Origin of the sequence: Streptomyces qaidamensis (assembly GCF_001611795.1) — a bacterium.
GTDB lineage: Bacteria > Actinomycetota > Actinomycetes > Streptomycetales > Streptomycetaceae > Streptomyces > Streptomyces qaidamensis.
Map to the genome: position 1 here is coordinate 7,353,117 of NZ_CP015098.1, position 23,867 is coordinate 7,376,983.

The 23,867-nt window shown below is 69.6% G+C and carries 23 protein-coding genes and 3 pseudogenes; 14 read left to right on the forward strand and 12 right to left on the reverse strand.

The features are described from left to right. Positions 1 to 24: 24 nt before the first annotated feature. Positions 25 to 290, reverse strand: a pseudogene (locus tag A4E84_RS44815) (hypothetical protein); the annotation flags it as partial. Between the two features lie 1,196 nt (positions 291 to 1,486). Between A4E84_RS44815 and A4E84_RS32515 the strand changes: the two are divergent. Both A4E84_RS32515 and A4E84_RS32520 read left to right on the forward strand, forming a co-directional pair. Then, entirely contained in the window at positions 1,487 to 1,825 is a 339-nt protein-coding gene (locus A4E84_RS32515; RefSeq protein WP_062929972.1) for a MerR family transcriptional regulator, read from the forward strand. A gap of 243 nt (positions 1,826 to 2,068) precedes the next feature. After that, positions 2,069 to 2,272 (forward strand): cold-shock protein, encoded by a 204-nt coding sequence (locus tag A4E84_RS32520; RefSeq protein ID WP_031104458.1) that lies wholly within the window; start codon positions 2,069 to 2,071, stop codon positions 2,270 to 2,272. A gap of 493 nt (positions 2,273 to 2,765) precedes the next feature. Here A4E84_RS32520 and A4E84_RS32525 read toward each other — a convergent pair whose 3' ends face one another. The 6 genes and pseudogenes from A4E84_RS32525 to A4E84_RS32550 all read right to left on the reverse strand — a co-directional run bounded on the left by A4E84_RS32525 (position 2,766) and on the right by A4E84_RS32550 (position 7,337). After that, complete coding sequence (locus tag A4E84_RS32525) at positions 2,766 to 3,935, reverse strand: PP2C family protein-serine/threonine phosphatase (RefSeq protein ID WP_062929973.1); 1,170 nt, start codon at positions 3,933 to 3,935, stop codon at positions 2,766 to 2,768. A gap of 710 nt (positions 3,936 to 4,645) precedes the next feature. Then, positions 4,646 to 4,948, reverse strand: coding sequence for a twin-arginine translocase TatA/TatE family subunit (locus A4E84_RS32530; RefSeq protein ID WP_062929974.1), 303 nt, complete (start codon positions 4,946 to 4,948; stop codon positions 4,646 to 4,648). 64 nt (positions 4,949 to 5,012) lie between these two features. Beyond that, positions 5,013 to 5,597 (reverse strand): TerD family protein, encoded by a 585-nt coding sequence (locus A4E84_RS32535; protein ID WP_062929975.1) that lies wholly within the window; start codon positions 5,595 to 5,597, stop codon positions 5,013 to 5,015. Beyond that, positions 5,554 to 6,261, reverse strand: a complete 708-nt coding sequence (locus tag A4E84_RS32540; protein ID WP_063827527.1) for a hypothetical protein — start codon at positions 6,259 to 6,261, stop codon at positions 5,554 to 5,556. Before A4E84_RS32540 ends, A4E84_RS32535 begins: the two co-directional genes overlap by 44 nt. A 105-nt stretch (positions 6,262 to 6,366) precedes the next feature. Next, on the reverse strand, positions 6,367 to 6,942 hold the full coding sequence (locus A4E84_RS32545; RefSeq protein WP_062929976.1) for a TerD family protein: 576 nt from the start codon (positions 6,940 to 6,942) through the stop codon (positions 6,367 to 6,369). Between the two features lie 134 nt (positions 6,943 to 7,076). Further along, a pseudogene (locus A4E84_RS32550) lies at positions 7,077 to 7,337 on the reverse strand (GlsB/YeaQ/YmgE family stress response membrane protein). 184 nt (positions 7,338 to 7,521) lie between these two features. On the opposite strand from A4E84_RS32550, the gene A4E84_RS32555 reads away from it, so the two are divergent. Continuing rightward, positions 7,522 to 7,911 (forward strand): BlaI/MecI/CopY family transcriptional regulator, encoded by a 390-nt coding sequence (locus A4E84_RS32555; RefSeq protein WP_062929977.1) that lies wholly within the window; start codon positions 7,522 to 7,524, stop codon positions 7,909 to 7,911. Between the two features lie 6 nt (positions 7,912 to 7,917). After that, positions 7,918 to 8,850, forward strand: a complete 933-nt coding sequence (locus A4E84_RS32560; protein ID WP_062929978.1) for a M56 family metallopeptidase — start codon at positions 7,918 to 7,920, stop codon at positions 8,848 to 8,850. 18 nt (positions 8,851 to 8,868) lie between these two features. Here the strand turns inward: A4E84_RS32560 and A4E84_RS32565 are convergent, their stop codons facing one another. Further along, complete coding sequence (locus tag A4E84_RS32565) at positions 8,869 to 9,237, reverse strand: hypothetical protein (RefSeq protein ID WP_063827586.1); 369 nt, start codon at positions 9,235 to 9,237, stop codon at positions 8,869 to 8,871. Positions 9,238 to 9,444: 207 nt separating this feature from the next. Here A4E84_RS32565 and A4E84_RS32570 point away from each other — a divergent pair, with 207 nt between their 5' ends. Beyond that, positions 9,445 to 10,821 carry an LCP family protein gene (locus tag A4E84_RS32570; protein ID WP_079129198.1) on the forward strand — a complete coding sequence of 459 codons (1,377 nt, stop codon included), beginning with the start codon at positions 9,445 to 9,447 and terminating at the stop codon, positions 10,819 to 10,821. A gap of 102 nt (positions 10,822 to 10,923) precedes the next feature. On the opposite strand, the gene A4E84_RS32575 is transcribed toward A4E84_RS32570, so the two are convergent. The 4 genes from A4E84_RS32575 to A4E84_RS32590 form a co-directional block, all read right to left on the reverse strand. After that, positions 10,924 to 11,517 carry a hypothetical protein gene (locus A4E84_RS32575; RefSeq protein WP_159029642.1) on the reverse strand — a complete coding sequence of 198 codons (594 nt, stop codon included), beginning with the start codon at positions 11,515 to 11,517 and terminating at the stop codon, positions 10,924 to 10,926. Positions 11,518 to 11,614: 97 nt separating this feature from the next. Next, positions 11,615 to 12,070: a tellurite resistance TerB family protein gene (locus A4E84_RS32580; protein ID WP_062929981.1), complete on the reverse strand. Its 456-nt coding sequence runs from the start codon at positions 12,068 to 12,070 to the stop codon at positions 11,615 to 11,617. A gap of 154 nt (positions 12,071 to 12,224) precedes the next feature. After that, positions 12,225 to 13,235, reverse strand: a complete 1,011-nt coding sequence (locus tag A4E84_RS32585; protein WP_062929982.1) for a sporulation protein — start codon at positions 13,233 to 13,235, stop codon at positions 12,225 to 12,227. A 96-nt stretch (positions 13,236 to 13,331) separates the two neighbouring features. Then, entirely contained in the window at positions 13,332 to 13,550 is a 219-nt protein-coding gene (locus tag A4E84_RS32590) for a hypothetical protein (protein ID WP_062929983.1), read from the reverse strand. A gap of 451 nt (positions 13,551 to 14,001) precedes the next feature. Here A4E84_RS32590 and A4E84_RS44825 point away from each other — a divergent pair. From A4E84_RS44825 to A4E84_RS32635, 9 genes and pseudogenes are all read left to right on the forward strand, one after another. Further along, positions 14,002 to 14,384: pseudogene (locus A4E84_RS44825) on the forward strand (universal stress protein); the annotation flags it as partial. Between the two features lie 318 nt (positions 14,385 to 14,702). Continuing rightward, entirely contained in the window at positions 14,703 to 16,040 is a 1,338-nt protein-coding gene (locus tag A4E84_RS32600) for a hemolysin family protein (RefSeq protein WP_062929984.1), read from the forward strand. After that, a complete protein-coding gene (locus A4E84_RS32605; protein ID WP_062929985.1) occupies positions 16,037 to 17,062 on the forward strand; it encodes a hemolysin family protein in 1,026 nt (341 codons plus the stop codon). Before A4E84_RS32600 ends, A4E84_RS32605 begins: the two co-directional genes overlap by 4 nt. Positions 17,063 to 17,400: 338 nt before the next feature. Next, positions 17,401 to 18,738 carry a hemolysin family protein gene (locus A4E84_RS32610; RefSeq protein ID WP_062929986.1) on the forward strand — a complete coding sequence of 446 codons (1,338 nt, stop codon included), beginning with the start codon at positions 17,401 to 17,403 and terminating at the stop codon, positions 18,736 to 18,738. Then, positions 18,735 to 19,754, forward strand: coding sequence for a hemolysin family protein (locus A4E84_RS32615; RefSeq protein WP_062929987.1), 1,020 nt, complete (start codon positions 18,735 to 18,737; stop codon positions 19,752 to 19,754). Before A4E84_RS32610 ends, A4E84_RS32615 begins: the two co-directional genes overlap by 4 nt. Before the next feature lie 448 nt (positions 19,755 to 20,202). Then, positions 20,203 to 20,559 carry a phosphatase PAP2 family protein gene (locus A4E84_RS44830; RefSeq protein WP_237305026.1) on the forward strand — a complete coding sequence of 119 codons (357 nt, stop codon included), beginning with the start codon at positions 20,203 to 20,205 and terminating at the stop codon, positions 20,557 to 20,559. A gap of 211 nt (positions 20,560 to 20,770) precedes the next feature. Continuing rightward, positions 20,771 to 21,208, forward strand: a complete 438-nt coding sequence (locus A4E84_RS32625) for a phage holin family protein (RefSeq protein WP_237305027.1) — start codon at positions 20,771 to 20,773, stop codon at positions 21,206 to 21,208. Next, positions 21,205 to 21,657, forward strand: a complete 453-nt coding sequence (locus tag A4E84_RS32630; RefSeq protein ID WP_062929988.1) for a DUF3618 domain-containing protein — start codon at positions 21,205 to 21,207, stop codon at positions 21,655 to 21,657. Before A4E84_RS32625 ends, A4E84_RS32630 begins: the two co-directional genes overlap by 4 nt. Before the next feature lie 653 nt (positions 21,658 to 22,310). Continuing rightward, a complete protein-coding gene (locus A4E84_RS32635; protein WP_079129200.1) occupies positions 22,311 to 23,858 on the forward strand; it encodes a tryptophan halogenase family protein in 1,548 nt (515 codons plus the stop codon). Positions 23,859 to 23,867: the final 9 nt, after the last annotated feature.

The window sequence follows — 23,867 nt, forward strand, 5'->3', positions numbered from 1 at the left end:
GTGCAGCGGGTTCCCGTCACCGTCGCCCTGCAGGATCCGGGCGGCATGGAAGTGCAGGCGCGTGGGCGGTCCGTCCTCCTTCACGGGGGGCGTCGAAGACGGCGGGCGAACGCGCCCAAGTGGGCGGAATCCCTCAGCACATCCGACACCCTCTGCCTCCACACCGCTTCGGCAGCCGGCCGGCCGGTGATGACAGCGCCACCGGTGGCTACGGCCAGGGACATCTGGTTGCTCTGGCCGGACTCCACCACGGCGGCAACGTCAACCGGTAACTCGTCAGGCTGCGGCATGAGGCGGACCTTGTTCGCCGGCCATTCGGCTGCTTGAGCGGTGACGCTACCGGGCAATGAAGGCGCTCATGGTTGTGCCGCCGGAGGCCCCGCGGGTGACCGCCGCGGCGTGGACGAGGCGGGTGACCACGGGCCGGCCGAAGCCCCCGGGTGCCGCCGTTCAGGTCAGGGGTGCGCATGCGCGGCACATGTCGGCCGGGACCGTGAACGGCGACCTCGATGGTGTCGGGGTGCGCGGTCGGTTCCAGGGTGCAGCGGCCCCCGCCGTGGCGCAGGGCGTTTGCCCCGTCGTAAGACGCAGTGCTGGCCGGTGTCGCCGACGCTCGCCGTGGCGCAGTCGGCGACGTCACACCCAGCCCGACCTGCCACGCGGCGGTGGGTCACTGTGAGCGCCGGACAGAGCCTCGCAGCTGCTTGAACCATCCATGGGACCGGTCGAGGCAGACTGATCGAGGCGAAGTACCTCCTCTTCGAGCGCGCGGAAATCTGTACTCGCTGGAGTAGACATTGGCTGGCGGTGTGGTTAAGGTTTCTTTCGTAGCCGAGATCAAGAGAGGCCCGGCAGAGATGAACTGCCGGGCAGCAGTACGCAGTTGTAGTTCGCAAGACGGTGCGGTGGTGGAGTTCCGAAGCCAGAGCGGTTGCAGGACGGCGACGGGACTGACGACCGGACCGGGCGGCCCGCAGTGATCAGGGGCCGCCATGAGCAGTACGGCAGTGGCAGTACCAGTAAGTGAAGGTTCGCAGTACTCAGCAGTGAAGTCAGTGAGCAGTACCTCGGTGAAGGCGTCGGCTGCGGACGCGCGCACCGGGAGGATCGGCAGTGGGGTTCCAAGCCAGAGCAGACGCAGGACGGGCGACGGGGCTGGCTGCCGAAGAGTGGCGCTGTTCGAGGCCACCAGCAGTTCGCATTTTCCGTCAGTGAGTAGTTGATCAAGAGGGAAGATCGGAGGAGCCGAGCGCCATCAGGATCGCCCGGGCGGAAATCTTGGGCCCGGGTACCGCAGGACATCGATAGTGAGGTGGTCTCCGGTCAAGCAACCGCGATCCCCGCGGCCCCGACAGCATCCCGGTCGGGCCTGCGGAAACAGAGGGCCGGTGCAGTATCAGGGCCGGCAGATGGTGTAGTAGTTCCTTCGGGGCCCTGGCGGCAGTACGGCGCCAGGGCCCCTCCACGCGTTCCGCAGAGAGGTGCAATGACAGCAGACGACACCTTCGGCCGTCTCGATGACGATGACTACCCCGCCTACACCATGGGCCGGGCCGCCGAGATGCTCGGCACCACCCAGGGCTTCCTCCGCGCCATCGGCGAACACCGCCTCATCACCCCACTCCGCTCCGCGGGCGGACATCGCCGCTACTCCCGTTACCAGCTGCGCATTGCCGCCCGCGCCCGGGAACTCGTCGACCACGGGACCCCCATCGAGGCCGCCTGCCGGATCGTCATCCTTGAAGACCAGCTCGAGGAAGCCCAACGCCTCAACGCCGAATACCGCCGCGCCGCCGAATCAGCGAACCCGACGGCAGCAGCATGAGATGAGCGTGCCCGTCGGTGTCGGCGGGCACCGCACGCACGGTCTCGGTGTTCGGCTTGATCATTCCTGTGGTGACGCGGTGTGTAGGCGTGTAGCGTCTGCGTCAGCTGTCGTGGTTCGGAATTCCCTCTTGCCCACACCTTCGGTATGGGCGTTTTGCTGTGCTGTGCCGCAGGAACCAGGGCGATCACCTCCGTCTGCCACAAGGAGTGGGAGGCGTTCATCGACTGGAAGGCATGAGACATGGCTACGGGAACTGTGAAGTGGTTCAACGCGGAGAAGGGCTTCGGCTTCATCGCGCAGGATGGCGGCGGCCCGGATGTCTTCGCGCACTACTCCGCGATCAACTCCACCGGCTTTCGTGAGCTCCAGGAGGGCCAGGCCGTGACGTTCGACGTCACCCAGGGCCAGAAGGGTCCGCAGGCCGAGAACATCAACGTGGCCTGACCTCGCAGACCTGCCCGGGAGATCGCGCACGCCGCGTCCAGGTGGCCGCCGCTCCTGCGGGTTCGGCCACTCACCCGGACCAAGGCGCCTGCTCTCGTGCCGGGCCGGCAGGATCAGGGGCCGCGCAGCCATGGCTGCGCGGCCCCTGATCTGTGGAGGGCCCGCGGCTGATGCGACTTCGGCCCCGAAACCTCCCGACCTCAGTCGCTGCAAGCGTCGTCGGGCACGGGAACCGCATGTCCTGCGCAGCTGACGTGCAGCTCGAAGGAGCCGACGCTCAGAGGCTCGTCCAGGCGTCGAGGAAGGCTTCCCGCCCAGCCGGATCGTCCGACCTGCGATGCAGGACGCGCCAGCCGGTGAGCTCGATATCTCGGAGCCACAGTTCTGCGATGACCTGTGCCGATGACCTGTGCCTTGAGGTCGGGCAGATGGTCGGACTCGACGAGGGCCTGACCGATCACCTCCTCGGCCGCGACGCGCTGGGGCGGGCCGGTCAGACCGGCCGGCTGCGATTGCTGTGCCAGTCCAGTATCAGGACCGTGGCGTCGTCCTTGAGGTTGCCGTGGCAGGCGTCGAGCACCGCAGCGGTCAGGGCCCGGACGGCTTCTCGTGGGTGCAGCGCGCGGGTGTCGTGAATGACCGAGGCCAGGTCGACGGCCGCGGCACCGCGTTCCTGCATTCCGTCGGTGAGCAGGACCAGACGGTCCCCGGGTCTCAGGAGTAGTTCCTGTAGGCGGTAGGTGGTGGGTGCCGCCACACCGAAGGGCAGGTTGACGGCGAGTTTCACCTCTTCGACGGCGTTGTCACGCAGCAGCAGGGGACGGGGGTGGCCGGCATTGACCAGCTCGCACAGCCCCGTTTCGAGGTCGACGCACAGCAGTTGTCCGGTGGCCAGACCGCGGCTGTGGCTCAGCAGGGCATCGTGCGCGTGGCGGGCCTGCTTGACGGCGTCACAGCCGCTGCGACGTGCCCGCCGCAGCGCACCGACAAGCAAGGTGGCCAACAGAGCAGAATTGGTGTCGTGGCCCATGGCATCGGTGATCGACAGGTGCAGAGTGTCGCGGTCGAGCGTGTAGTCGTAGGTGTCGCCACCGATGTCGTCGGCCGGGACCAGTCCGGCGGCCAGAGTGAACTGGGCCGCCTCGCAGCAGGAGGCCGAGGGAAGCAACTGGTGCTGGATCTCCGCCGCCAGGCTGGTCTCGGTGGTGCGCCGGCCCTGGTGGTACAGATCGGTGAAGCGGCGGTCCGTGACGATGATGTAGGCCAGCGCATGGGCCGCGTGGCGGACTTGGTGCAGCACGGTGTCGTCTGAGGACTGCAGGCTCACCTCCAGGACGCCAATGCAGTCGCCGCGGTTGGTGACGGGCGTGATGACGCGGCGTCCGCCTTGGCCGTCCGGTTCCACATGCTGGCGCTGGCTCTGCAGAACGCTGTCGTAGACGCTGCCCTGCAGGTCGACCGGCTCGCCAGGGTCGGCGGCCTCGTCACCGGCCGCGGCGAGGCGTACCAGCCGCTGGCCGATGAGGTCGACGAACAGGAAGGACACGGCCTCGGCACCGAACCGCTTCTGCAGGTCGTGTGCCACCACGTCGACTGACTCACCGGGCGGGGCCGCTTCCGCGGCGGCCAGCAACTCGCCCAGTTCCAGATCTCCACCCCTCACGGCAACCTCCTGTCGGTTGCCGCACCTTCTTCCCCGAGTCTGCGCAACCTCACATACTTTGCCCATTTTGCCTGGTCGGGGCGGTATCCAGATCGGTGCGAGCACGTCCCGCCTCCGTCAGGCGGCGCTCGTGGGCGATCGTGCGGCCGTCGCTCGCCATGCAGTCGGCATGCTGTTTCCTCTGTATCCCATGTCCGCCGACGCGCCGAGGTCTGTGATGGTTACCCCGCCCCTGAGGGGTACCTGCCTTCACGTAGTGGATGTAAAGGGCAAATCGGAGGTCGGAATGGCAACGCATCCCCGGTCGGACAGGGAAAGTTGATCGTCGGCATCGCATACGCCGTGATCACGAGCGGTGGCTTTGGCCGGGCATACGAGCGCTCGCACAGCATGGCGTGGGCCGCTTGCGCACTCAACGTGCCCAGGTGATCGAGGTCAATCCGACGAGGCCGGTGGGTGGCTTTGACGGGGGCCTTGCCGACGATCAGGCACCATCACGGTCAAGACCGCCCGACCAGGCAGGTGTCGGCCGCCCCGAAACACAACCATGCGGCAGGCGGATGACCGTGACGACCAGACGGCGCAGCACCTTGTCCATGGTCGGTTCGCCACCCCTCAGTCGTTGGTGGCACACGAGTGCCCGTTCGAAAGTGCATCAGTCCGTTGTGTACCCGGGTGACGCCCGCCTCGGCCTGCGACGTGTCCAGGGCCTACGGCGTGCTGTCCTGCGGCGGCGTACCGCCCGTGTGCCCGGTCCGGTCGGGTGCGGGGGCCGACGGCCGTTCCGTGCCGGGGGCGGTCGCGCCGGTGTCGGGTACGGCGGTCTCACCCGGGATGATCCGGTGAGGTGTGGCTGCCGCCGCCTCGTTCTCCTCCTTCTTCATGGCACGGGCCTCGGCCTTGAGGATGCGGGCCGACTTGCCTGCGGAGCGGGCCAGCTCGGGGCCCTTCTTGGCGAGGATCACGGCTATGACGACGATGAGGATGACGGCGAGTTCGCTCAGTCCGAACATGGTGTCCTGCTCTCTCTTCTCCGGGACCCGGGCCTGGACGGCGCGAGCGTGGCGGCGGTGGCGCTCAGAGGTGGGGCGTGATGGCCGGAAGCAGGTCCTGGAAGGTACGGCCGGTGGCGGGTGCGCCGATGGCCTTCATCTGCCAGCCGCCGCCGGAGCGGTGGACCTTCGCCATGATCTGGGCGGTGTGGTTGCCGCCCCCGGTGAGTGTGTAGCGGGCCAGTTCGGCTCCGGTCGTCTCGTCGACCAGGCGGCAGAAGGCGTTCTGCACCTCGGCGAAGGTCTGGCCGGTGAAGGAGTTGACGGTGAAGACGATCTGGTCGATGTGGGCGGGTACGCGGGCCAGGTCGACCAGGACGGCCTCGTCGTCGCCTCCCGTGCCAGCGCCGCCGGTGAGGTTGTCGCCGGTGTGCCGGACCGAGCCGTCGTCGCTGACCAGGTGCTGGAAGAAGACGACGTCCGTGGTCTGCCCGGCGGCGAAGAGGACGGCGGAGGCATCCAGATCGATCTCCCGCGCCCCGGTGAGCTTGGCGAGGAAGCCTTTGCGGGGCGCGGCCTGCCAGCCCAGTCCCATGCGGACGGACGTCAGGGCGGTGCCGTCGGACTTACTGAGGCTGATCTGCTGGCCCTTGCTCAGGTTGACCGACATGGGAGGGGTGCTCCTTCGGGTTGGTGGCGGTGCGGGAGTCATGGAAGTGGGCGGTGCGGACGCCCAGGGTCGGGGTGGGACGGAGGGACGGATCCTCGCGGAGGCAGCGTCGCAGGTGGGGCAGCATGCCCCGGTCCAACAGGGCCCGCTGCCAGTTCTGCCGTGCCTGCTGCACGCGTGCCTCATGTGCCGTGCCGTCGCCGCCGCGTATCGCCGTTCTCAGCATCGCGGCGAAGGCGAGGAGGGCACTGGAGCCCGCGATCAGCGTCAGGACCCATCCGGCGGTGACCAGTGAGCCGGGGAGCGTGTCTTCCGTGCCGGTCAGTTGGAGCAGGTAGCCGAGGACGAGCAGGACCGCCGCGGATGCGGCGGCGATGAGCGGGGTGAGTACCGCCAGGGCCGGCAGCAGGCTGCCGGCGGCGCGGTGTGGGGGCGGGTCGGGCTCCGCCGATGTACGCAAGGCGAGGTACGTGCCGTATTCCGCGCGTGCCGTGGCGGCTATCTCGTCGGCGTCCCCGAGTGCGCGGAGACGCAGGCGCGCCGTGGCCTGGCCGGTGGGATCGGCGTTCAGGGCCGCAGGGATGTCCGTGGTGGTGAGTGCCAGGTGCAGTACCGCTTCGAAGTCCGGCCTGTCCTCCTGGCGAAGGCGCAGTGGGTCGGCCACATGGTCTCCTGAGGGGGGAAGGCTTCGGTGTCGTTCTCGGAGCGGCGCGGAGGCGGCGCCGGACCTGCCCGGGGTGGGTCGGTCGGGCGCCGCCTCCGCGGGATTTCAGACGCCCACGCCGAAGTCGGAGGCGATCCCGGCAAGGCCCGAGGCGTAGCCCTGCCCGACGGCGCGGAACTTCCACTCGGCGCCGCTGCGGTAAAGCTCGCCGAAGACCATCGCGGTCTCGGTGGAGGCGTCCTCGGACAGGTCGTAGCGGGCGATCTCGGCACCGCCGGCCTGGTTCACGACACGGATGAAGGCGTTGCGGACCTGGCCGAAGCTCTGTCCGCGGCTCTCGGCGTCGTGGATGGACACCGGGAACACGATCCTGTCGACCTCGGCGGGCACGGCAGCGAGGTTCACCTTGACGACCTCGTCGTCACCCTCACCTTCACCGGTGAGGTTGTCGCCGGTGTGCTCGACCGAACCGTCGGGGCTCTTGAGGTTGTTGTAGAAGACGAAGTGCTGATCCGACAGAACCTTGCCGGAGGCGTCGAGGAGCAGGGCGGAGGCGTCGAGGTCGTAGTCGGTGCCGGTGGTCGTACGGACGTCCCAGCCCAGACCGACCAGAACGGCGGTCAGGCCCGGTGCCTCCTTGCTGAGCGAGACGTTGCCGCCCTTGGACAGGGAAACTCCCACTGCTACTCCTTCTCGGCAGGTGCGGTCGAGGCCCGCGGCGCGGACCCGGACTCAAGAATCTACATCACTGTAGAGAAAGTGGAAGGGTGACGCGACCGTGCCTCGGGCTCGGCGCGGTCGCGTGATGTTCCTTGTCAGTCCCGTGAGTTGCCGAAGAGCAGGCGATAGGCGATCAGTACTACGAGTGCGCCCGCGATGGCCGAGCCCCAAGTCGCGGCGTCGAAGAGTTCGCGCTGGCTCGGCCGGTCGAGGAACTCCGCCGACAGTCAGCCGCCCAGGAAGGCGCCGGTGATGCCGATGGGCGTCGTGCCGATGCCGCCTGGATCGCGGCCGGGCAGGACGGCTTGGGCGATCGCTCCGGCGAGTCCCGGCACCAGCCACGCGATGACACCCATGTCCCCGAGTTCCTTTCGATGATCCTGCTTGCGTTCACGGGCATGTCCTCGGAGCGGCGTAGCTTCTACAATTCTGTAGAGAATGTGGCGGGGGTGTCGAGGCTCGTCGGGCGGTGTGGTGGTCCTGAGGGCGTCTATACGATGTCCGCGCGGGAAACAGGCGGCGGCGGAAGGGAGACAGGGCGTGGCTGAGCAGCGGCAGCGTCCCCGACGGCGGGGGCAGGGTGAGCTGGAGGCGCTGGTCCTGTCGGCGCTCAGAGAGGCGGACGAGCCGGCGACGGCCGGCTGGGTGCAGGAACGCCTGGGCGGAGACCTTGCCTATACGACCGTCATCACCATCCTGACCCGGCTGCTGGCCAAGGGGGCGGTCACGCGGGAGCGCGCGGGCCGTTCCTTCGCCTGGACATCCGCGTCGGACCAGGCGGGGCTGGCCGCCCACAGGATGCGCAAGGTGCTGGACTCCGAAAGCGACCGGGAAGCGGTGCTGGCCAGCTTCGTGACGAGCCTGGGCCCGGACGACGAGCGGCTGCTGCGAGACCTGCTGGATCAGGCGAGGAACGAAGGGGAAGACTGAATCCTCATGGGGATGTTCGTCTTTCTGCCGCTGGTGCTGCCCTTGACCGCGTGGCCGATCGCGCGCCTGGCCGAGCAGCATCTGCATCCACGGACCGCGACCCGGCTGCTGACCGGGGTGGCCGCGGTGATGGCGGCTTGCAGCACGCTGTGCCTCGGCCTGGTGATGGTGGTCGGCACCGCCCAGCTTCCCGGGAACCCGCTGCCCGACGGCTGGTCGGACCCCGAGGTGCGGGCGGCGGTCCCGTACGACGAGATCGTCGGTAAGGCGGCGATTCCCGCGCTCGTCGTGGTGCTGGTGGCGTGTGGTCGGACATTGTGGCGGCACGGGCGGGTGCGCCGTCGGGCTCATCGGGCGCTGGCCGGGTTGCGGGAGACGGGGGTGGCCGTGCTTCCGGATGACGTCCCCTACGCGTACGCGTTGCCGGGAGGCGGTCGGCGGGATCGCGTGGTGGTGACCACGGCCATGCTGGACTGCCTCGAACCGGCCGAGCGCCGGGCGCTGTTCGCCCACGAGCGCGCCCATCTGGCCGCCCGCCACCACCGCTTTCTTCTCGCGGTCCAGCTGGCCGCGCGGGCCAACCCGTTCCTGCGTCCGCTGCGGACGGCGGTGTCGTACACGGCGGAACGGTGGGCGGACGAGGACGCGGCCCAGACAGTCGGCAGCCGACGGGCCGTGGCGTGCGCGATCGGCAAGGCGGCCCTGGTCTCTCGCGGCACTCCGGTGGCGACCCTGGCCGGCTTGGCGGCGGGACCGGTGCCGCGCCGGGTGGCGGCCCTGCTCGGACCCGCTCCGGCGGTGCGCAGCTGGCCGCCGCTGTTCACATCGGTGGGTGCGGCGACGTGGGGCGCGGCGGTGGGGGCTGCCGTGTCGGCGATGTCGTCGGCGAACTCCGCCGTGACGATGGTCTTCATCCTGCACGCGGCCACACCCCTCTGAACCGGGTGGGGTGGGGCCTCAGGCGTGATCGGTGAGCGCGGCGAGTCCGGCGACGAGCCCCACGTAGGCCAGGAGCGCGAGCAAACAGACGACCAGCACCAGCCAGCCCGCCAGGATGCCGGCCAAGGCCAGCCCGCGGCCTTCCCCGTCCACCCGGCGTCCCCGGAAGCGGCCCATGTGCCCGGCGGGTATGGCGATCAGAGCGCACAGCATGGCCAGCCCGACGAAGATGCCGGGGTTGATCCAGGCGATGCCGGTGGCGAAGTTCGCGAGGAACGCGACGCCGCCCAGCGCGAAGAACGCACCGACCTTCGCCGCCCGGTTCCGTCCCCCGAGCGTCCGCGCCGGCTCGCCGACCGCCGTCCGCGCGTCGTTGGTGCTGCTCACGCCCAATCCCCCAAGGCTTCCGTGTCCTGCATGCGCGCGGAGCAAGGGATGTTACGGCCACGCAGAGCCCGGTCGAGGTGAGGCCCACTCTTTCCCGCCGTATCTCTACATGGATGTAGAGTTCAGTCGTTCGGCGGACACAGGGCTGGCCGCCCGAGGGCAACGGACGGCGGGACCCAGGCGGAGGAGTGGGCGTCAGTGAGCGGTATGGGAAGGCGGCGCGCTCCGGCCGGAGCGGGGAAGGTTCGGCTGACGCGGCGGGGGCGGCGGGTCCTGATGTGGAGCGCGGGCATGTGCTCGGCGCTCGTCCTCGGTGTCGCGGGTGTCGGCGCCTGGCTCTACCAGGATCTGGACGGCAACATCCAGGGCGCCGACCTCGACAACAAGCTCGGCGGCAACCGACCGGTCAACCTCAGCCCCGGCTCCAAGAACATCCTGGTCGTCGGCTCCGACAGCCGCGACGGCGGCAATGCGAAGTACGGCAAGGGTCTCACCACCATGCAGTCGGACACGCTGATGATGCTGCACATCCCGGCGAACCGGGAGTGGGCCACCGTCGTGTCCTTCCCCCGCGACTCGTGGGTGGAGATACCGGCCTGCGACAAGGGTGACAGCACCAAGTCCGCGCCACACCACTTCAAGATCAACGAAGCGTTCGCGATCGGCGGCACCAGCGGCGAGGTCGCCGAGGCCGCGGCCTGCACCATCAGGACGGTCGAGGCCAACACCGGCCTGCGCATCGACCACTTCATGTCCGTCGACTTCCAGGGTTTCAAGGGCATGGTCAACGCCCTCGACGGCATAGAGGTCTGCCCGGAACAGGCCATCCACGACGAGAAGGCTCACCTGGACCTGGAGGCCGGCTGCCAGACCGTCAGGGACGAGGAGGCGCTCGGATACGTACGCGCCCGCTACAGCATCGGTGACGGTTCCGACACCGGACGCATCGGACGCCAGCAGGAGTTCATGCAGGCCCTGGCCGAAAAGGCGCAGTCCAGGCTGACCAGCCCGAACGCGCTGTACGGCTTCCTTCAGTCCGCCACCAAGTCCCTCACCACGGACGACAACCTTGCGGGCATCAAGCCGCTGTACGGACTCGCCTCCGAGCTCAAGGGCATCCCCAGCGACCGCCTGACCTTCCTCACCGTGCCCAACTACCCACGCGAGGCCGACGTGCCCTCCGACAAGGCGAACATCGTGTGGCAGTACCCGCAGGCCGCCGAGTTGTTCACGGCCCTGGCCAAGGACGAGGAGGTCGACAAGAAGCAGCTCAAAGCGGATTCCGAGGAGCCCCTCTACGCCTCCTCCGTGCGCGTCCAGGTCCTCAACGGCACCGGCATCCCGGGCCGTGCCGCCGCCGTCGCCGAGAAGCTGCGCCACGCCGGCTTCACCGTCGTCGGCACGGGCAACGCCCCGGAGACAACGCGCACCACCACGGTCAGCCATCCGCAGGGCATGGACGCAAAGGCCGAGGTGCTCGCCTCCCGGTTGGCCGATGCGCGGGCCGGGCAGGGCACGGATGTTACCGCCGACGCCGTGACCCTGACGGTCGGAACTGACCTCGACCCCGAGGTCATCCTGTGAAGCGCGCCTCCGATCCGCCTGGCAGCCCAGGAACCGCCCACCCAGGTGAGCAGCGGGACGAGGCTGACTCGTGCAGAGCGTGAGATTCGAACGAGGGGCCCCTTAGGCGTCCGCCGTGTTCCTTTCGGGTCCCGGCCGGACGACCTCCGTGGCGTAGAGGGGTGCGGCATAGGCGTCGGCCGCGCTCTCGGTCAGGTACGGGGACAGGCGCAACAGAATCCGTCCCTTGAGGTAGGCGTGCTCGGCGTGGGCCGGTGATCGGGCCGCGGAGGTCTGCAGGCGCTCGGCGCGGGATCGGGCGGCATCCGCGCCGGGGAACACCTCGATCGCACCGCCGAGATGGACGCTGCCGGGATCGGGTGCGGTGACCGCGCCGCCGTCGATCCGCCGATCCTCGAATGTCAGCTTGCTGCGGTAGTTGTTCTGCACCCCCAGGAGCCCATCGGGATCCTCCTCGCGGTGGGCGTAGAGGACCGCGTTCTCGACGGGGAGTCCCGCCCCCTCCACGAGACGGAAGACGGTTTCGGCCTCATCGGTGACGGTTGCGGTGCTCGTGTGCCGGTCCTGACGGTGTCCGGCGCGGAACGGCAGTGGGATCTTTTCCTGGGGCAGGGCCGAGAGCACGATGCTGACCAGCATCACGGCACTGGCCAGGACCGCTGCCGTGCGCAGATGCCGCAGGGAGCTCCGCCTCACGGATTGGCCGACGTCCCGCATTGCCACTCCAGCTGTCGCCGTGTTTGTGGCGGGCCGGCGCCCAAGGAGCGCCGGCCCGCCACACGGTCCGGGTCGGTCAGAGGTCGAACTCGTGGGGCGGCAGACCGAGGGTGTAGCAAGCCTCGCGGACCACGGCCTGCTCGTCCTTGTCGAAGTCGCCGTCGGCGCCGCCGATGACGATGCCGATCTGGATGACGGCCCGTGCTTCGGCGGGCTTCTTCTTTGCCTTGGCGATCTCCTGCATGACGCTCACCTTGCCGAAGGCGAAGTCGGCGGTGAGCTTGTTGAGGTTCTCCTCGAAGTGGCGGCGCAGGTCGTCGGCGTCGAAGTTCTGCAACACCTCGTTGGTGGCGATGAGCTGGGCCACCCGCTGCCGCTCGGAGGGGTCGACGGTGCCGTCGGCGGCGGCGACGAGCGCGCACATCGCCATGCTGGCGTCGCGGAAGGCGCCGCTCTTCAGGTCGTTCTTCTTCGCCATGAGCTGGGTCTGCATCGTGGATGCGGACTCCTTGAGGCGGTCCCACAGGGCCATGAGAACTCCGTACGTGTCGGGAGGATGCCCGGACCGGGGTGCTCCGGACAGCGCTTCTTCTACAGCACAGTAGAAGTTATCAGCCGGGGGCGGGGAGATGTGCCCCTCCATGCCCCCGGCCGGTGCATCCTTTACGGTCTGCCGGGGCCTGCTATCAGCCCTCGTCCTCCTCGTCGCCCTCGAAGAAGTCTCCGACCTCGTCCACGACTTCGGCCGCGACCATGCCGCCGACGACACCGACCGCGAGCCCGGCGGCGCCGGCGGCGACGGCGGTGCCCATGCCGGGGCCGGAACGGCGGTGGTCGTCGTGGTGGTGGTCGCCGTGCCCGTGGTGTCCGCCGTGTCCGTGCCCGGCGTACGGGTCACCGTGACCGTAGGCGCCGTGGGAGCCGTGCGACGCCCGGTGCTCGACCAGCTGGCGGATCCAGCCGTCGACTTCCGTGTTCCAGTCACGGGAGTCGTGATGGCCGACAGTGAAGCGGGTCAGCGCGTCGTGGCCGCCGGAGAAGAAGCCGCCGCGCTTGTCGGCCTCCATGACGACCTCGACGCCGCCCGGGTTGGCCAGGAAGGTCACCTCGATCTCGTTGACCTGGTGCGCGTACTGCGGTGCCGGGGTCAGCTCGATCTCCTGGTAGAACGGCAGCCGCTGGCCGGTGCCACCGATGCGCCCGTACTCCAGGTCGGCCGACTTGAAGCCGAAACCGAGCTGGCCGAGGGCTTCGAGGATCACCTCCTGCGCGGGCAGCGGGGCGATGTTCAGCTGGTCCAGGTCGCCCTTGTCCTTGGCGCCGGCCACCGCCAGCTCGGTGCGCACGCCGAGGACGATGCCAAGGCCCTGCCCGTACAGCTCGGTGATCGGCGTCTCCCACGGCAGCGTCAGGGTGAACGGGACGCTGTGCTGCTGACCCGCGCCGAGCCGGAAGCCGCCGCCGACGGTGAACCGCTCGAAGGCGACAACCCCCTCGCTCTCGCCCTCACTGTGCTCGGCCTCGACCCGGGCCACGAGCTCCAGGGTGATGTGCTCGATGTCGAAGTCGGCGTCCCCGCCCTTGAGATGGACCTGGCCGGTCAGCGCGCCGCCGGGGCGGGCGGCTCCCGGGTCGAGGACCGTGTCGACGGTGGGTCCGCCCACGCCGAGTGAACCGAGCAGTCGTTTGAACACCATGGTGGCGTCCACTCCTTATGCGTGCGTGTGTCTCGTTCAGGTGTGGTGCCGCGTACCGGGGCGGGCACGCGGCACCACGGCTGTGCGCGGGGCGGGCTACTTGGCCGAGTCCAGCGCGGCGAGGGCCTGCGCCCAGCGGACGTACTTCAACTCGGCCAGGTCGGCTACGGTTTTGACCCCGAACGCCTCCTGGAGCAGCTCGCCGTCACGGTCGGAGACGCCCTTGAGTGCCCCCACCGGGGCGGCCAGGATCTCGGGCAGGGGCTTGTCCGCCCACGCCTTGTCGAGCACCTTGTCCAGGTCGATCGAAGCCATGCGTGTCCTCTTCCGGGTGCGTGAGGCCCGGCCCTGCTGCGGGCCTTCTACAAACGAGTAGAAGCATAGGGCTGTCGCAGGCCGGGAGGGGCACGGTCGGCGCGGGCACGCCTGGAAAGGCCGAAAACGGGCTCTTGCGAGGCGAGTGCGGCGACGAGTTCGCCGCTCCGGGGGCCGTGCGCGAAGGATGCAGGCCAGCGGCTCCTCGCCGGTACTGCCCCGTCGGCGGCCCGTGCCGTGCAAGCGGTGACGGTTCTGCCCGGTGGTTGCAGGCCGCCGGGGGCGGCACAGGATGCCCTGCGGGGCCGACCGAGTGACCGGCGATCAGGCACGAGGGGAGGGGCCGGACGGTCCCGTCAGTGGACACCGGGTTCTCTGGCGGTGAGATGAGGTCGGCGTGAAGCTGAAGATGCAAGGTCTGGCATCCGGGATCCGGGATCCGGGAGGCACCGTGGCCGGTCAGGTGGTAGTGGGTGTGGACGGGTCGGCCTCGGGTCTGGCGGCGGTGGAGGTGGCGGCGCGAGAGGCGCGGCTGCGAGGCGCGGAGCTGCGGGTCGTGCACGCCTTCCTGTGGCCCGCCATGCATCCACCGCTGGGCCCATCTCTGTTGGGCCCGCCCACGGGCGGTGTCCGGACCATGGTCGAGCACCTGGTGGCCGAGGCGGTGAAGCGCGCAAAAATACGGAGCCGGCGGTGCCGGTCTCACATGCCGTGGTGACGGGTGAGCCGCTGACGGTGCTGGAGGCCCAGTCCCGTGGCGCTGAGCTGGTGGTGGCCGGGTCCCGGGGGACGGGCGGCCTGAGCAGCGCGGGCCCCTGCCACGGATCTTCGGCACACACCGCTCGCCTCGAGCCGCAGCGCCTTCGGTGGCCACGCCCTGGTCCGGTACAAGAGACCACCGGTGTGATGACCCCGAAGCGGGCGCCGGCAGGGCCGATCAGTCCCCGAAGGGCAGCCAGGCGGACCTGTTGCCCGCCCCGGCCCGCTGCTTTGCGACTCCTTTACAGTTGGTGTAGAGGCAGGCAATCCTGTTTCCACCCCACTGTCCACATGTGATTCGAGAAGGAGCGACGTACCCCCGATGGGTGAGCCTCCCAGTACCAGCCGTGCCATTCCCCGGCCTCTCGCGATCAAGGGAGCGGGGGTGGCACGGTGACCGAGGTCCTGCTGCTCCTGCTGGCCCTCCTCCTCACGTTGGCCTGCGCGGTGTTCGTCGCGGCCGAGTTCTCCCTGACCACCGTGGAGCGCGGTGAACTGGAGCGGGCCGCCGAGGCGGGCGAGCGTGGCGCCGAGGGTGCGCTGAAGGCCGTACGGCGCCTGACGCTCCAGCTGTCCGGCGCCCAGCTGGGTATCACTGTCACCTCGCTGGTGATCGGCATGCTCGCCGAGCCGTCTCTCGCGGCGCTGCTGCGTGGCCCGCTGCGTGCGATGGGTCTGGGCGGTGCCGCCTCCTCGGTGGCGACCGTCCTGGGCGTGATGGTGTCCACCGTCGTGCTGATGGTGGTCGGCGAACTGGTGCCGAAGAACTGGGCGATCTCCCGGCCGCTGGCGGTGGCGAAGGTGGTCGGGGGCCCGCAGCGCGCGTTCACGGCCGCGTTCGGCCCGTTCATCGGGCACCTGAACAACACCGCGAACCGTTTCGTACGCCGCTTCGGTCTGGAGCCGGCCGAGGAGCTGGCCTCCGCCCGCACCGCCGACGAGCTGGGCGCGCTGGCCCGGCATTCGGCTGCCGAGGGGGCTCTGGAGGCGGACTCGGCGGAGCTGTTCGTGCGGACTCTGCATCTGAGCGAGCTGACAGCGGAGAACGTGATGACGCCGAGGGTCGACGTCAAGGCCCTGGAGGTGCACGCGACGGCGGCCGACGCGGCCAATCTCAGCCATGCGACCGGCCTGTCCCGCTTCCCGGTCTACCGCGACAGCCTGGACGAGGTGGTCGGCTCTGTCCACATCCGGGACGTGCTCGCCCTGGAGCCGCAGAAGCGGGCCGTCACGCCGGTCACTGAGTTGACCGCGGAGCCCTTGCTGGTGCCCGACAGCCTCACCGCGGACCGGCTGCTCGAGCGGCTGCGTGAGCACCGCACCATGGCCGTGGTCATCGACGAGTACGGCGGTACGGCGGGCGTGGCCACGGTGGAGGACATCGTCGAGGAGGTCGTCGGCGAGGTGCGCGACGAGCACGACCCGGTCGAGGTGCCCGACCTGGTACCCGCCCCGGCGACGCAGGACGGGCGCGCGGTGTGGGAGGCGGACGGCAGCGTCCGCATCGACCAGCTCACGGACATAGGACTCACCGCTCCGGAGGGCCCGTACGAGACCGTGGCCGGCCTGATCGCCACCCGCCTGACGCGCATCCCCGTCAAGGGGGACGTCGTGGACCTCGACGGCTGGCACTTCGACGTACTGGAGGTCGAGCACCACCGCGCCGACCGCATACGGATCACCGAACCGGCCACCTCCCCGGCCGTCCAGCTCCTGGAGGAGGCCCGATGACCGCGCTGCAACTCGCCATCGGCGCCCTCACCCTGCTGACCAACGCGTTCTTCGTCGGCGCCGAATTCGCCCTGGTCTCGGTGCGCCGCAGCCAGATCGAACCGCGCGCCCAGGCAGGCAACAAGCGCGCCCGGATGACGTTGTGGGCGCTGGAGCACCTGTCGGCGATGATGGCCACCGCTCAACTCGGCATCACGGTCTCGTCGCTGGTGCTCGGTGCGGTCGCCGAGCCCGCCATCGCCCATCTGATGGAGCCCGCCTTCGAGGCGGTGCACATCCCGCACGGCCTCGTGCACCCGGTCGCCTTCGTCATCGCACTGACGCTCGCCACCTACCTGCACATGCTGATCGGCGAGATGGTGCCGAAGAACATCGCGCTCGCCGCTCCCGTGCCCAGTGCGCTGCTGCTCGGACCGCCGCTGGTGGCGCTGACCCGGGCGCTCAAGCCGTTCGTGTTCGGCATCAACGCCTTCGCCAACGCGCTGCTGAAGCTGCTGCGCGTGGAGCCGAAGGACGAGGTCGAGTCGGTCTTCACCGACGACCAGCTCGCCCGTATGGTCGTGGACTCCAGCGAGGCCGGGCTGCTCAGCCCCGCCGACGGAGAGCGGCTGCGCGACGCCCTGGAGCTGGGCACCCGGCCGGTGGGCGAGATCCTGGTCCCGGCCCAGCGGATGCGAACTGTCGACCACACGATCACCCCGGCCCGGCTGGAGCGGCTGGCCGCCGAGGCGGGCTTCTCCCGCTTCCCTGTCACCGGCCCCGAGGCCACCGTCCTGGGCTACCTGCACATCAAGGACACCCTCGGCGTCACCGACCGCGACGCCCCCTTCCCGCGCACCACGTTGCACAAGGTCACCCGGGTGCGCATCGACACCCCGCTCGACGACACGCTCACCGCCCTGCGCGCCGAGGGCAGCCACCTCGCCGCCGTTGTGGGGGAGGGCGGCAAGGTCATCGGCTTCGTGACCATGGAGGACGTGCTCTCTGAGCTGGTCGGACCGGCGGCCCCGGCCGCAGCTTGACCGCCGGGCCGCCACGAGCGGGCTCCCGCACGGAGCGGCCCGGCTTCGCAGCGCCGGACCCGCGCAGGTTGAGCGGGGACACAGGGGTGTCGCCATCGCCATGCTGGCCACCCTGTCGCCGTCCATCGGCGACGACCTCGATCTGCTGCGTGCGGCGCTCTCATCGGCCGGGAACATGATTTCGGCCAGAATCGTTTTCTGTCCGTACACCTAGAAAAGAGGAGCCACCCGTTGTCCGCCAGTTCGACGGACCCCTCGGGGCACAGCCCCCGACCATCCCGCCAGGCATCTCCTGAGCACGGCACGAGGCGGGATGCCCCCTCGCAATCGATGCGCCGATGAGCGCCGCGAACGCCCTCCTGGGCCTGCTGGCCGTCTTCGTCCTGACCGCCGGAACGGGATACTTCGTCGCCCAGGAGTTCGCTTACGTCTCCGTCGACCGCCTCGCCCTCGCCCGTGAGGCCGAGTCCGGGGACAAGAAGGCCGCGCGCGCCCTGAAGGTGCTGGAGCGGCTGTCCTTCATGCTGTCGGGCGCGCAGCTCGGCATCACCGTGACCGGCCTGGTGGTCGGCTTCATCGCCGAGCCCTCGGTGTCCACGTTGCTCAGGCCGGCCCTGTCGGGCCTGGGTATCCCCGACGCGGCCGTGAGCGGCATCTCGGTCGTGCTGGCCTTCGTGCTGGCCACGGTCGTGCAGATGGTGCTGGGCGAGCTGGCGCCGAAGAACCTCGCGATCGCTGTGCCGGAGCGGCTGGCGAAGGCGCTCGCCGCCTCGACGCTGGCGTATCTGAAGGTCGTCGGCCCGGTCGTGCGTATCTTCGACGGGGCGGCGAACAAGCTGCTGCGCAAGGTCGGCATCGAGCCGGTGGAGGAGCTGCACCACGGCGCCACGCTGGAGGAGCTGGGCCATCTGATCGGCGAGTCCCACGAGCAGGGCGCACTGCCCAAGGACACGGCTGCCCTGCTGGACCACGCGCTGGAGTTCTCCGAGCGGACGCTGGACGAGGTGATGGTGCCACGCGTGGACGCGGTCTTCGTCCGCAAGGACGCCACCGCCGCCGAAGCGGTCGGCCTGATCGCCAAGCATGGCCACTCGAACTACCCCGTGCTCGGTGACCACCCCGACGACGTCAGTGGTGTGCTCGGAGTGGCCGAGCTGATGCGGCTGTCCGCAGGCCGTCTTACGGACACCACGGCCGGCGCGGTCGCCCGGCGACCGCTGCTGCTGCCGGACACTCTCCCGCTGCCGGACGCCGTGACGCAGATGAGGGAGCGGGACGACGAGTTCGCGGTCGTCCTCGACGAGCACGGCGGGGTTGCGGGCATCGTCACGTACGAGGACATCGCCGAGGAACTGGTCGGCGACATCGCCGACGAGTCCGACAAGGTCACCGAGGTCGCCGTCGCTGACGGCGACGGCTGGCTTGTGGACGCCGGGCGCCGCCTGGACGAGGTCGCCGAGGCGACCAGCATCGAGTTGCCCGAGGAGGAGGACTACGACACCGTGGCCGGCCTGATCGTCGACCGGCTCGGCCGCTTCCCGACCATCGGGGACCGGCTCACGGTCGCGCTGCCCGACGGGGGCGACGCCGTGATCGACGTACGCACCCTCGACCGGCACGTACCCGAACGCGTGTGGATTCAGCGACCGATCCAGGAGACGGAGGAGCAGGCATGAGTTTCCCGATGGCGCTCTTCGTCACCGTGCTGCTGCTGATCGGCAGCGGATTCTTCGTGGCCGCCGAGTTCGCGCTGGTCGCCGCCAAGCGGCACCGCATGGAGAAGGCCGCGGCCGAGGGCCGGGCAGGCGCCAAGGCAGCCCTGGCCGGCATGCGCGAGCTGTCCCTGATGCTGGCCGGCGCCCAGCTTGGCATCACCGTGTGCACGCTGGGCCTGGGCTCGGTGTCCAAGCCCGCGATCTCGCACGAACTCGACCCGCTGCTGCACAAGCTGGGACTGCCCAGCGCGCTCAGCTACGGCGTCGCCTTCGCGGTCGCCATGATCGTGGTCGTGTTCCTCCACATGGTGCTCGGCGAGATGGCCCCCAAGTCGTGGGCCATCGCCCATCCCGAGCGTTCCGCGATGCTGCTCTCACCGCCCTTCCGGGCCGTGGTGAAGGCCGTAAGGCCGCTGATCCGGCTGCTCAACGCGATCAGCAATGGACTCGTACGCATGTGCCGGGTCAGCCCGCGCGACGAACTCGCCTCCGTCCACAACCGGGAGCAGCTCACCCATCTCGTGGCCGAGTCCGAGCGGCTCGGCCTGATCAGCGAGACGGACTCGGAACTGCTGACACGTTCGCTGACGGAGTCCGAGACCCCGGTGCGGGACCTGCAGGCCCCGGTCACCGACATCCCCTCGGTCGACGCCGGCGCCGACGTCGACGAGATCCTGCGCCTGGCCGCAGACCGCGACCGTACCCGGCTCCTGGTCCGCGAGCAGGACGCCGTCCTCGGCTCGGTGCATGCCCGTGACGCCGTGGTGGCCCGTGCCCAGGGGCGGACGACCACCGCTCGTGCGCTGGCCCGCCCGGTACCCGAAGTGACCGAGGACGCCACGGTCACCGACGCGATCGACCTGCTGCGTCGCCGCCGGTCCTCGCTCGCCGTGGTCCGCGACGACTCCGGCCGACTCACCGGCATGGTGAGCCTGGACGACCTGCTGGCGCGCTTCCTGCAGCCACAGACGGCGTAACGGCAACCACTGACCCGAGCGCCCCGGCTTCCCGGGGCGCTCACGCATCTGTATCCACACTGCTGTAGAAGTCCCTTCCGGAGCTTGATCGCTCGACGAGCGACCGCGCCCGGCGAAATGGGCCGGGACAGGCCGTCGCAGGAGGACAGGCGCCGCCAGGAGCGCGGCCCCTGATGGCGTCGGGTACTGCCGGCGATCTCCGGGTGTGAGCGCTGATCCGGCGGATACCCACAGGTCGTGGGCTTGCTGGCAGAAGTGAGTGAGGCTGATCGCCGTGTGACGCAGCGGGTGGCCGCGTGGACCTCGTCGAGCATCCACAGAACTCTGTCGGCGGTGGAGGAGACGGCGGAGGGCACCAAGCTGTGGTGCGGTGCGGCCGCGGTAATGGCCTGGCGGGGCGGCTGGCGCGCTGGCACGGCGGCAGCCGCCCCGCCAGGCGACGGTGGCCGTGGCCCAGGTGGCCGCGAACGGCGTGCGCAAGCAGTTGGCCGAGCGTCCCCGGCCGCCGAGGGAGTGGATCCCGCACGACGAGGTCGAGGACCGTCCCGAGTCGTCGTCGTCCCCTTCCGGGCACACCTCGGCCGCGGTCGCGTTCACGGCGGCCGTGGCCCCCTCATGGCCACTGGCCGGTGCCCTGTGCGCGGTGCCGACCACGATGGTGGCTGTCGAACGTGTCCAGAGCGGCGCCCACTATCCGAGCGACGTCGCCACCGGCGCCGCCGTCGGCCTCGTCGCCGCCTGGTTGGCCCGCTCCACCCCACGCTTGCTGCTGCGCCACCGGCGTTGGTGTCAGCGCCCCTGCTGATCAGGCACGACCGGCGCGAAGCCGTGGCCGGCGGGTAGACGTACGGGCACGGTAGCGCTACGGCAGCCGGCCTGGACACGAGCGGCTTCTCACGCGGGTGGTCGTAGCAGTGTCCCTACTGGCCCGTTCGGGGTACTCGCGCCCTCGCCAGGCGGACGGGCACCAACGTGGCCCGCCCGGCGCGGACCAGGAAGGACGGGAGGTGATCGTCGTGTCGAGTGCACAGTCGCACTCCGCCGGACCCAGCCGACAGACGCAGGACTCCGGTGCGGAGCCGGTCAGTGAGCTGGTGCAACGGGCTTCGCAACAGCTGACGGAGCTGGTGCGCGGCGAACTGAGGCTGGCGCAGGCGGAGATGAAGGAGAAGGGCAAGCGGTACGGCAAGGGCGGCGGCCTCTTCGGCGGTGCCGGCATCGTCGGTTTCCTGACCCTGCAGGCTCTCGCGGCCACCGCCATCGCCGCCCTCGCCGTGCCGCTGCCGGTATGGGCCGCGGCGCTGATCATCACCGCAGTGCTGGGCGCGATCACCGCGCTCATGGCCCTCACCGGCAAGAAGCAGATCAGCGAGGGTGCGCCACCGGCACCCCAGCAGACGATCGACAGCGTCAAGGCCGACGTGGCCGAGATCAAGGAGAGTGCACAGCGATGACCCAGCCGCCTCACGACGAGCAGACCGCTTCCAGCCCCGAGGAACTGCGCGAGCAGATCGAGGGGACCCGTCAGGGGCTCGGGAAGACGATCGAGTCGCTGGCAGCCAGGACCGATGTCAAGACGACCAAGGCACAGGAGAAGGCCGCTGACGTCAAGCAGCAGGCAGCCGTGAAGGCCGGGGAACTGAAGGCCAAGGCAGCTGAGGCCGCACATCAGGTGCAGGACAAGCTGCCGGATCCGGTGAAGGGCAAGGCGGCTCACGCCGCCGAGCAGGCACGGGACAAGGCTGCCCGGACGGGTCACCTGCTCCAGGAGAAGGCGCCCGAACCAGTGCGGCAGAAAGCAGCCCAGGGGGCGCGGGCAGCGCGGGACAACCGAACCGTGCTGCTGGCGGCGGCCGTGGGTGCCGCGCTCGTATGGCTGGCATGCCGCCGCGGGAAACGGTGAGCAGAGGAAAGCCCCGACGATCGCTTACAAGCCAGTCGGTCTCGCCCTGACCGCCGACAACGGCATGATCGCCGGCGCGGCGCTCAGCAGGCGTGGCAGATGCTTGGCTGTGACGAGGACGCGCCCGACGCCACCGCCACGTGCCGCCTGACCGGAACCTGGCCCGGCTGAAAGCCCCCGACAACTCGAATGGCGACGGGTGATCAGCAGGGCGATGTCATCGTGCGTGATGCGGACCGTTCCGCAGCGCGGGCGAGCGTGTCGGCGAGGGGCTTCCGCGGTCGGCCGCGGCGCGCTGTGACGGGCGTCGGTGTGGGCGAGCAGCACCTTGCACGGCCGCCCGCCGATGGACCCGGTGGGCGCCCTCACGGGCCTCGGCCTGCCGGGCGACCTCTGACGCGGCCTGCCGGAGCGCCTGTCGGGCTCTGGAGAGGGAACGACGCCCCGGCTTTGGCCCCGGCCCCGGACGGGGTGGAAAAACGGCTGGATCGTTGCCTCCAGCAACCGCAGCGGGGGCCGGAAACGCGGTGCTGGCATGGGATTTTCCGCGGAGGCTTAAGAACCTGGCGCCCCTGTGGAGGCTTCCTGAAGTATCTGCCTAGGCTCATGCGACTTCAGCTCATCAATTGACGGGCGACCGGGGAGAGAATCGCGTGCTGAAAAAAGTTGTGATCGTCGGGGGCGGCACGGCCGGGTGGATGACCGCCGCATATCTGCGCGCCGCGTTCGGAGAGCGCATTTCCGTAACGGTGGTGGAATCCAAGAGGATCAAGACGATCGGGGTCGGAGAGGCGACTTTCAGCACGGTACGGCACTTCTTCAGCTATCTGGGGCTGCCGGAGAACGTATGGATGCCCCGGTGCAATGCCACGTACAAACTGGGAATCCGGTTCGAGAACTGGCGGCGTAAGGGGCATTACTTCTACCACCCCTTCGAGCGGCTGCGGAAGGTGGACGGGTTCCCGATCACCGACTGGTGGCTGGACCGCAGGACCGGCGACCGGTTCGACCAGGACGTGTTCCTCATGGCAGCGATCTGTGACGCCGAGCGCTCGCCCCGCCACCTGGACGGGACGCTGTTCGAGCAGGAGTTCAAGGAGCGGGGCGACAGCGAGGCCGAGCGGAGCACGCTCGCCGAGCAGGACACGCAGTTCCCGTACGCCTACCAGTTCGACGCCAGCCTGCTCGCCGAGTTCCTCACCGAGTACGCCACCGAGCGGGGCGCCCGGCACATCGAGGACGACGTCGTGGAGGTCGCACAGGACGAGCGCGGCTTCATCAGCGCCGTACGGACGCGGGAGCACGGGGACGTCGAGGGCGATCTGTTCGTCGACTGCACCGGGTTCCGCGGGCTGCTGATCAACCAGACGCTGGACGTGCCCTTCCAGTCGTTCCAGGACATGCTGCCCAACGACAGCGCCGTCGCGCTGCGCGTGCCCGTGGACATGGAGCAGCGCGGGCTGCGGCCGTGCACGACGGCGACGGCACAGGACGCCGGGTGGATCTGGACCATCCCGCTCTTCGGGCGGGTCGGGACCGGCTACGTGTACGCGAGCGACTACACCACGCCGGAGGAGGCGGAGCGCACGCTCCGGGAGTTCGCGGGCCCCGGCGCGGAGGGCCTCGAGGCCAACCACATCAAGATGCGGGTGGGCCGCAGCCGTTCGTCGTGGGTCAAGAACTGCGTCGCCATCGGGCTGTCCAGCGGGTTCGTCGAGCCGCTGGAGTCCACGGGCATCTTCTTCATCCAGCAGGGCATCGAGGAGCTGGTCAAGCACTTCCCGGACGAGAGCTGGGACCCGGGCGTCCAGGCCTCGTACAACCGTACGGTCGCGGACGCCATCGACGGTGTACGGGAGTTCCTCGTCCTGCACTACCGGTGCGCCGCCCGCGCCGACAACGACTACTGGCGTGACGCCAAGAAGCGCGTCCTGCCCGACGGGCTGGCCGAGCGGCTGGAGATCTGGAAGAGCCGCACGCCGACCGCCGAGAACATCTACCCGCACTACCACGGCTTCGAGGCGTACTCCTACCACGCCATGCTGCTGGGCCTCGGCGGACTGGAGCTGCGGCCGCCGGCCGCGCTGCGCCTGATGGACGGCGCAGGCGCGGAGCGGGAGTTCCAGATGCTGCGCGACCAGTCCAAGGAACTCGTGTCGCGGCTGCCCAGCCAGTACGAGTACCTCGCCCAGATGCACTGACGGGGCGGA

What these genes read in the sequence shown, in the direction of transcription:
- A4E84_RS32605 (WP_062929985.1), top strand. Translation starts at nt 16,037, where the DNA reads ATGACCGCGCTGCAACTCGCCATCGGCGCCCTCACCCTGCTGACCAAC.
- A4E84_RS32515 (WP_062929972.1), top strand. Translation starts at nt 1,487, where the DNA reads ATGACAGCAGACGACACCTTCGGCCGTCTCGATGACGATGACTACCCC.
- A4E84_RS32610 (WP_062929986.1), top strand. Translation starts at nt 17,401, where the DNA reads ATGAGCGCCGCGAACGCCCTCCTGGGCCTGCTGGCCGTCTTCGTCCTG.
- A4E84_RS32615 (WP_062929987.1), top strand. Translation starts at nt 18,735, where the DNA reads ATGAGTTTCCCGATGGCGCTCTTCGTCACCGTGCTGCTGCTGATCGGC.
- A4E84_RS32520 (WP_031104458.1), top strand. Translation starts at nt 2,069, where the DNA reads ATGGCTACGGGAACTGTGAAGTGGTTCAACGCGGAGAAGGGCTTCGGC.
- A4E84_RS32530 (WP_062929974.1), bottom strand. Translation starts at nt 4,948, where the DNA reads ATGTTCGGACTGAGCGAACTCGCCGTCATCCTCATCGTCGTCATAGCC.
- A4E84_RS32630 (WP_062929988.1), top strand. Translation starts at nt 21,205, where the DNA reads ATGACCCAGCCGCCTCACGACGAGCAGACCGCTTCCAGCCCCGAGGAA.
- A4E84_RS32585 (WP_062929982.1), bottom strand. Translation starts at nt 13,235, where the DNA reads ATGGTGTTCAAACGACTGCTCGGTTCACTCGGCGTGGGCGGACCCACC.
- A4E84_RS32535 (WP_062929975.1), bottom strand. Translation starts at nt 5,597, where the DNA reads ATGTCGGTCAACCTGAGCAAGGGCCAGCAGATCAGCCTCAGTAAGTCC.
- A4E84_RS32590 (WP_062929983.1), bottom strand. Translation starts at nt 13,550, where the DNA reads ATGGCTTCGATCGACCTGGACAAGGTGCTCGACAAGGCGTGGGCGGAC.
- A4E84_RS32560 (WP_062929978.1), top strand. Translation starts at nt 7,918, where the DNA reads ATGGGGATGTTCGTCTTTCTGCCGCTGGTGCTGCCCTTGACCGCGTGG.
- A4E84_RS32570 (WP_079129198.1), top strand. Translation starts at nt 9,445, where the DNA reads ATGGGAAGGCGGCGCGCTCCGGCCGGAGCGGGGAAGGTTCGGCTGACG.
- A4E84_RS32580 (WP_062929981.1), bottom strand. Translation starts at nt 12,070, where the DNA reads ATGGCCCTGTGGGACCGCCTCAAGGAGTCCGCATCCACGATGCAGACC.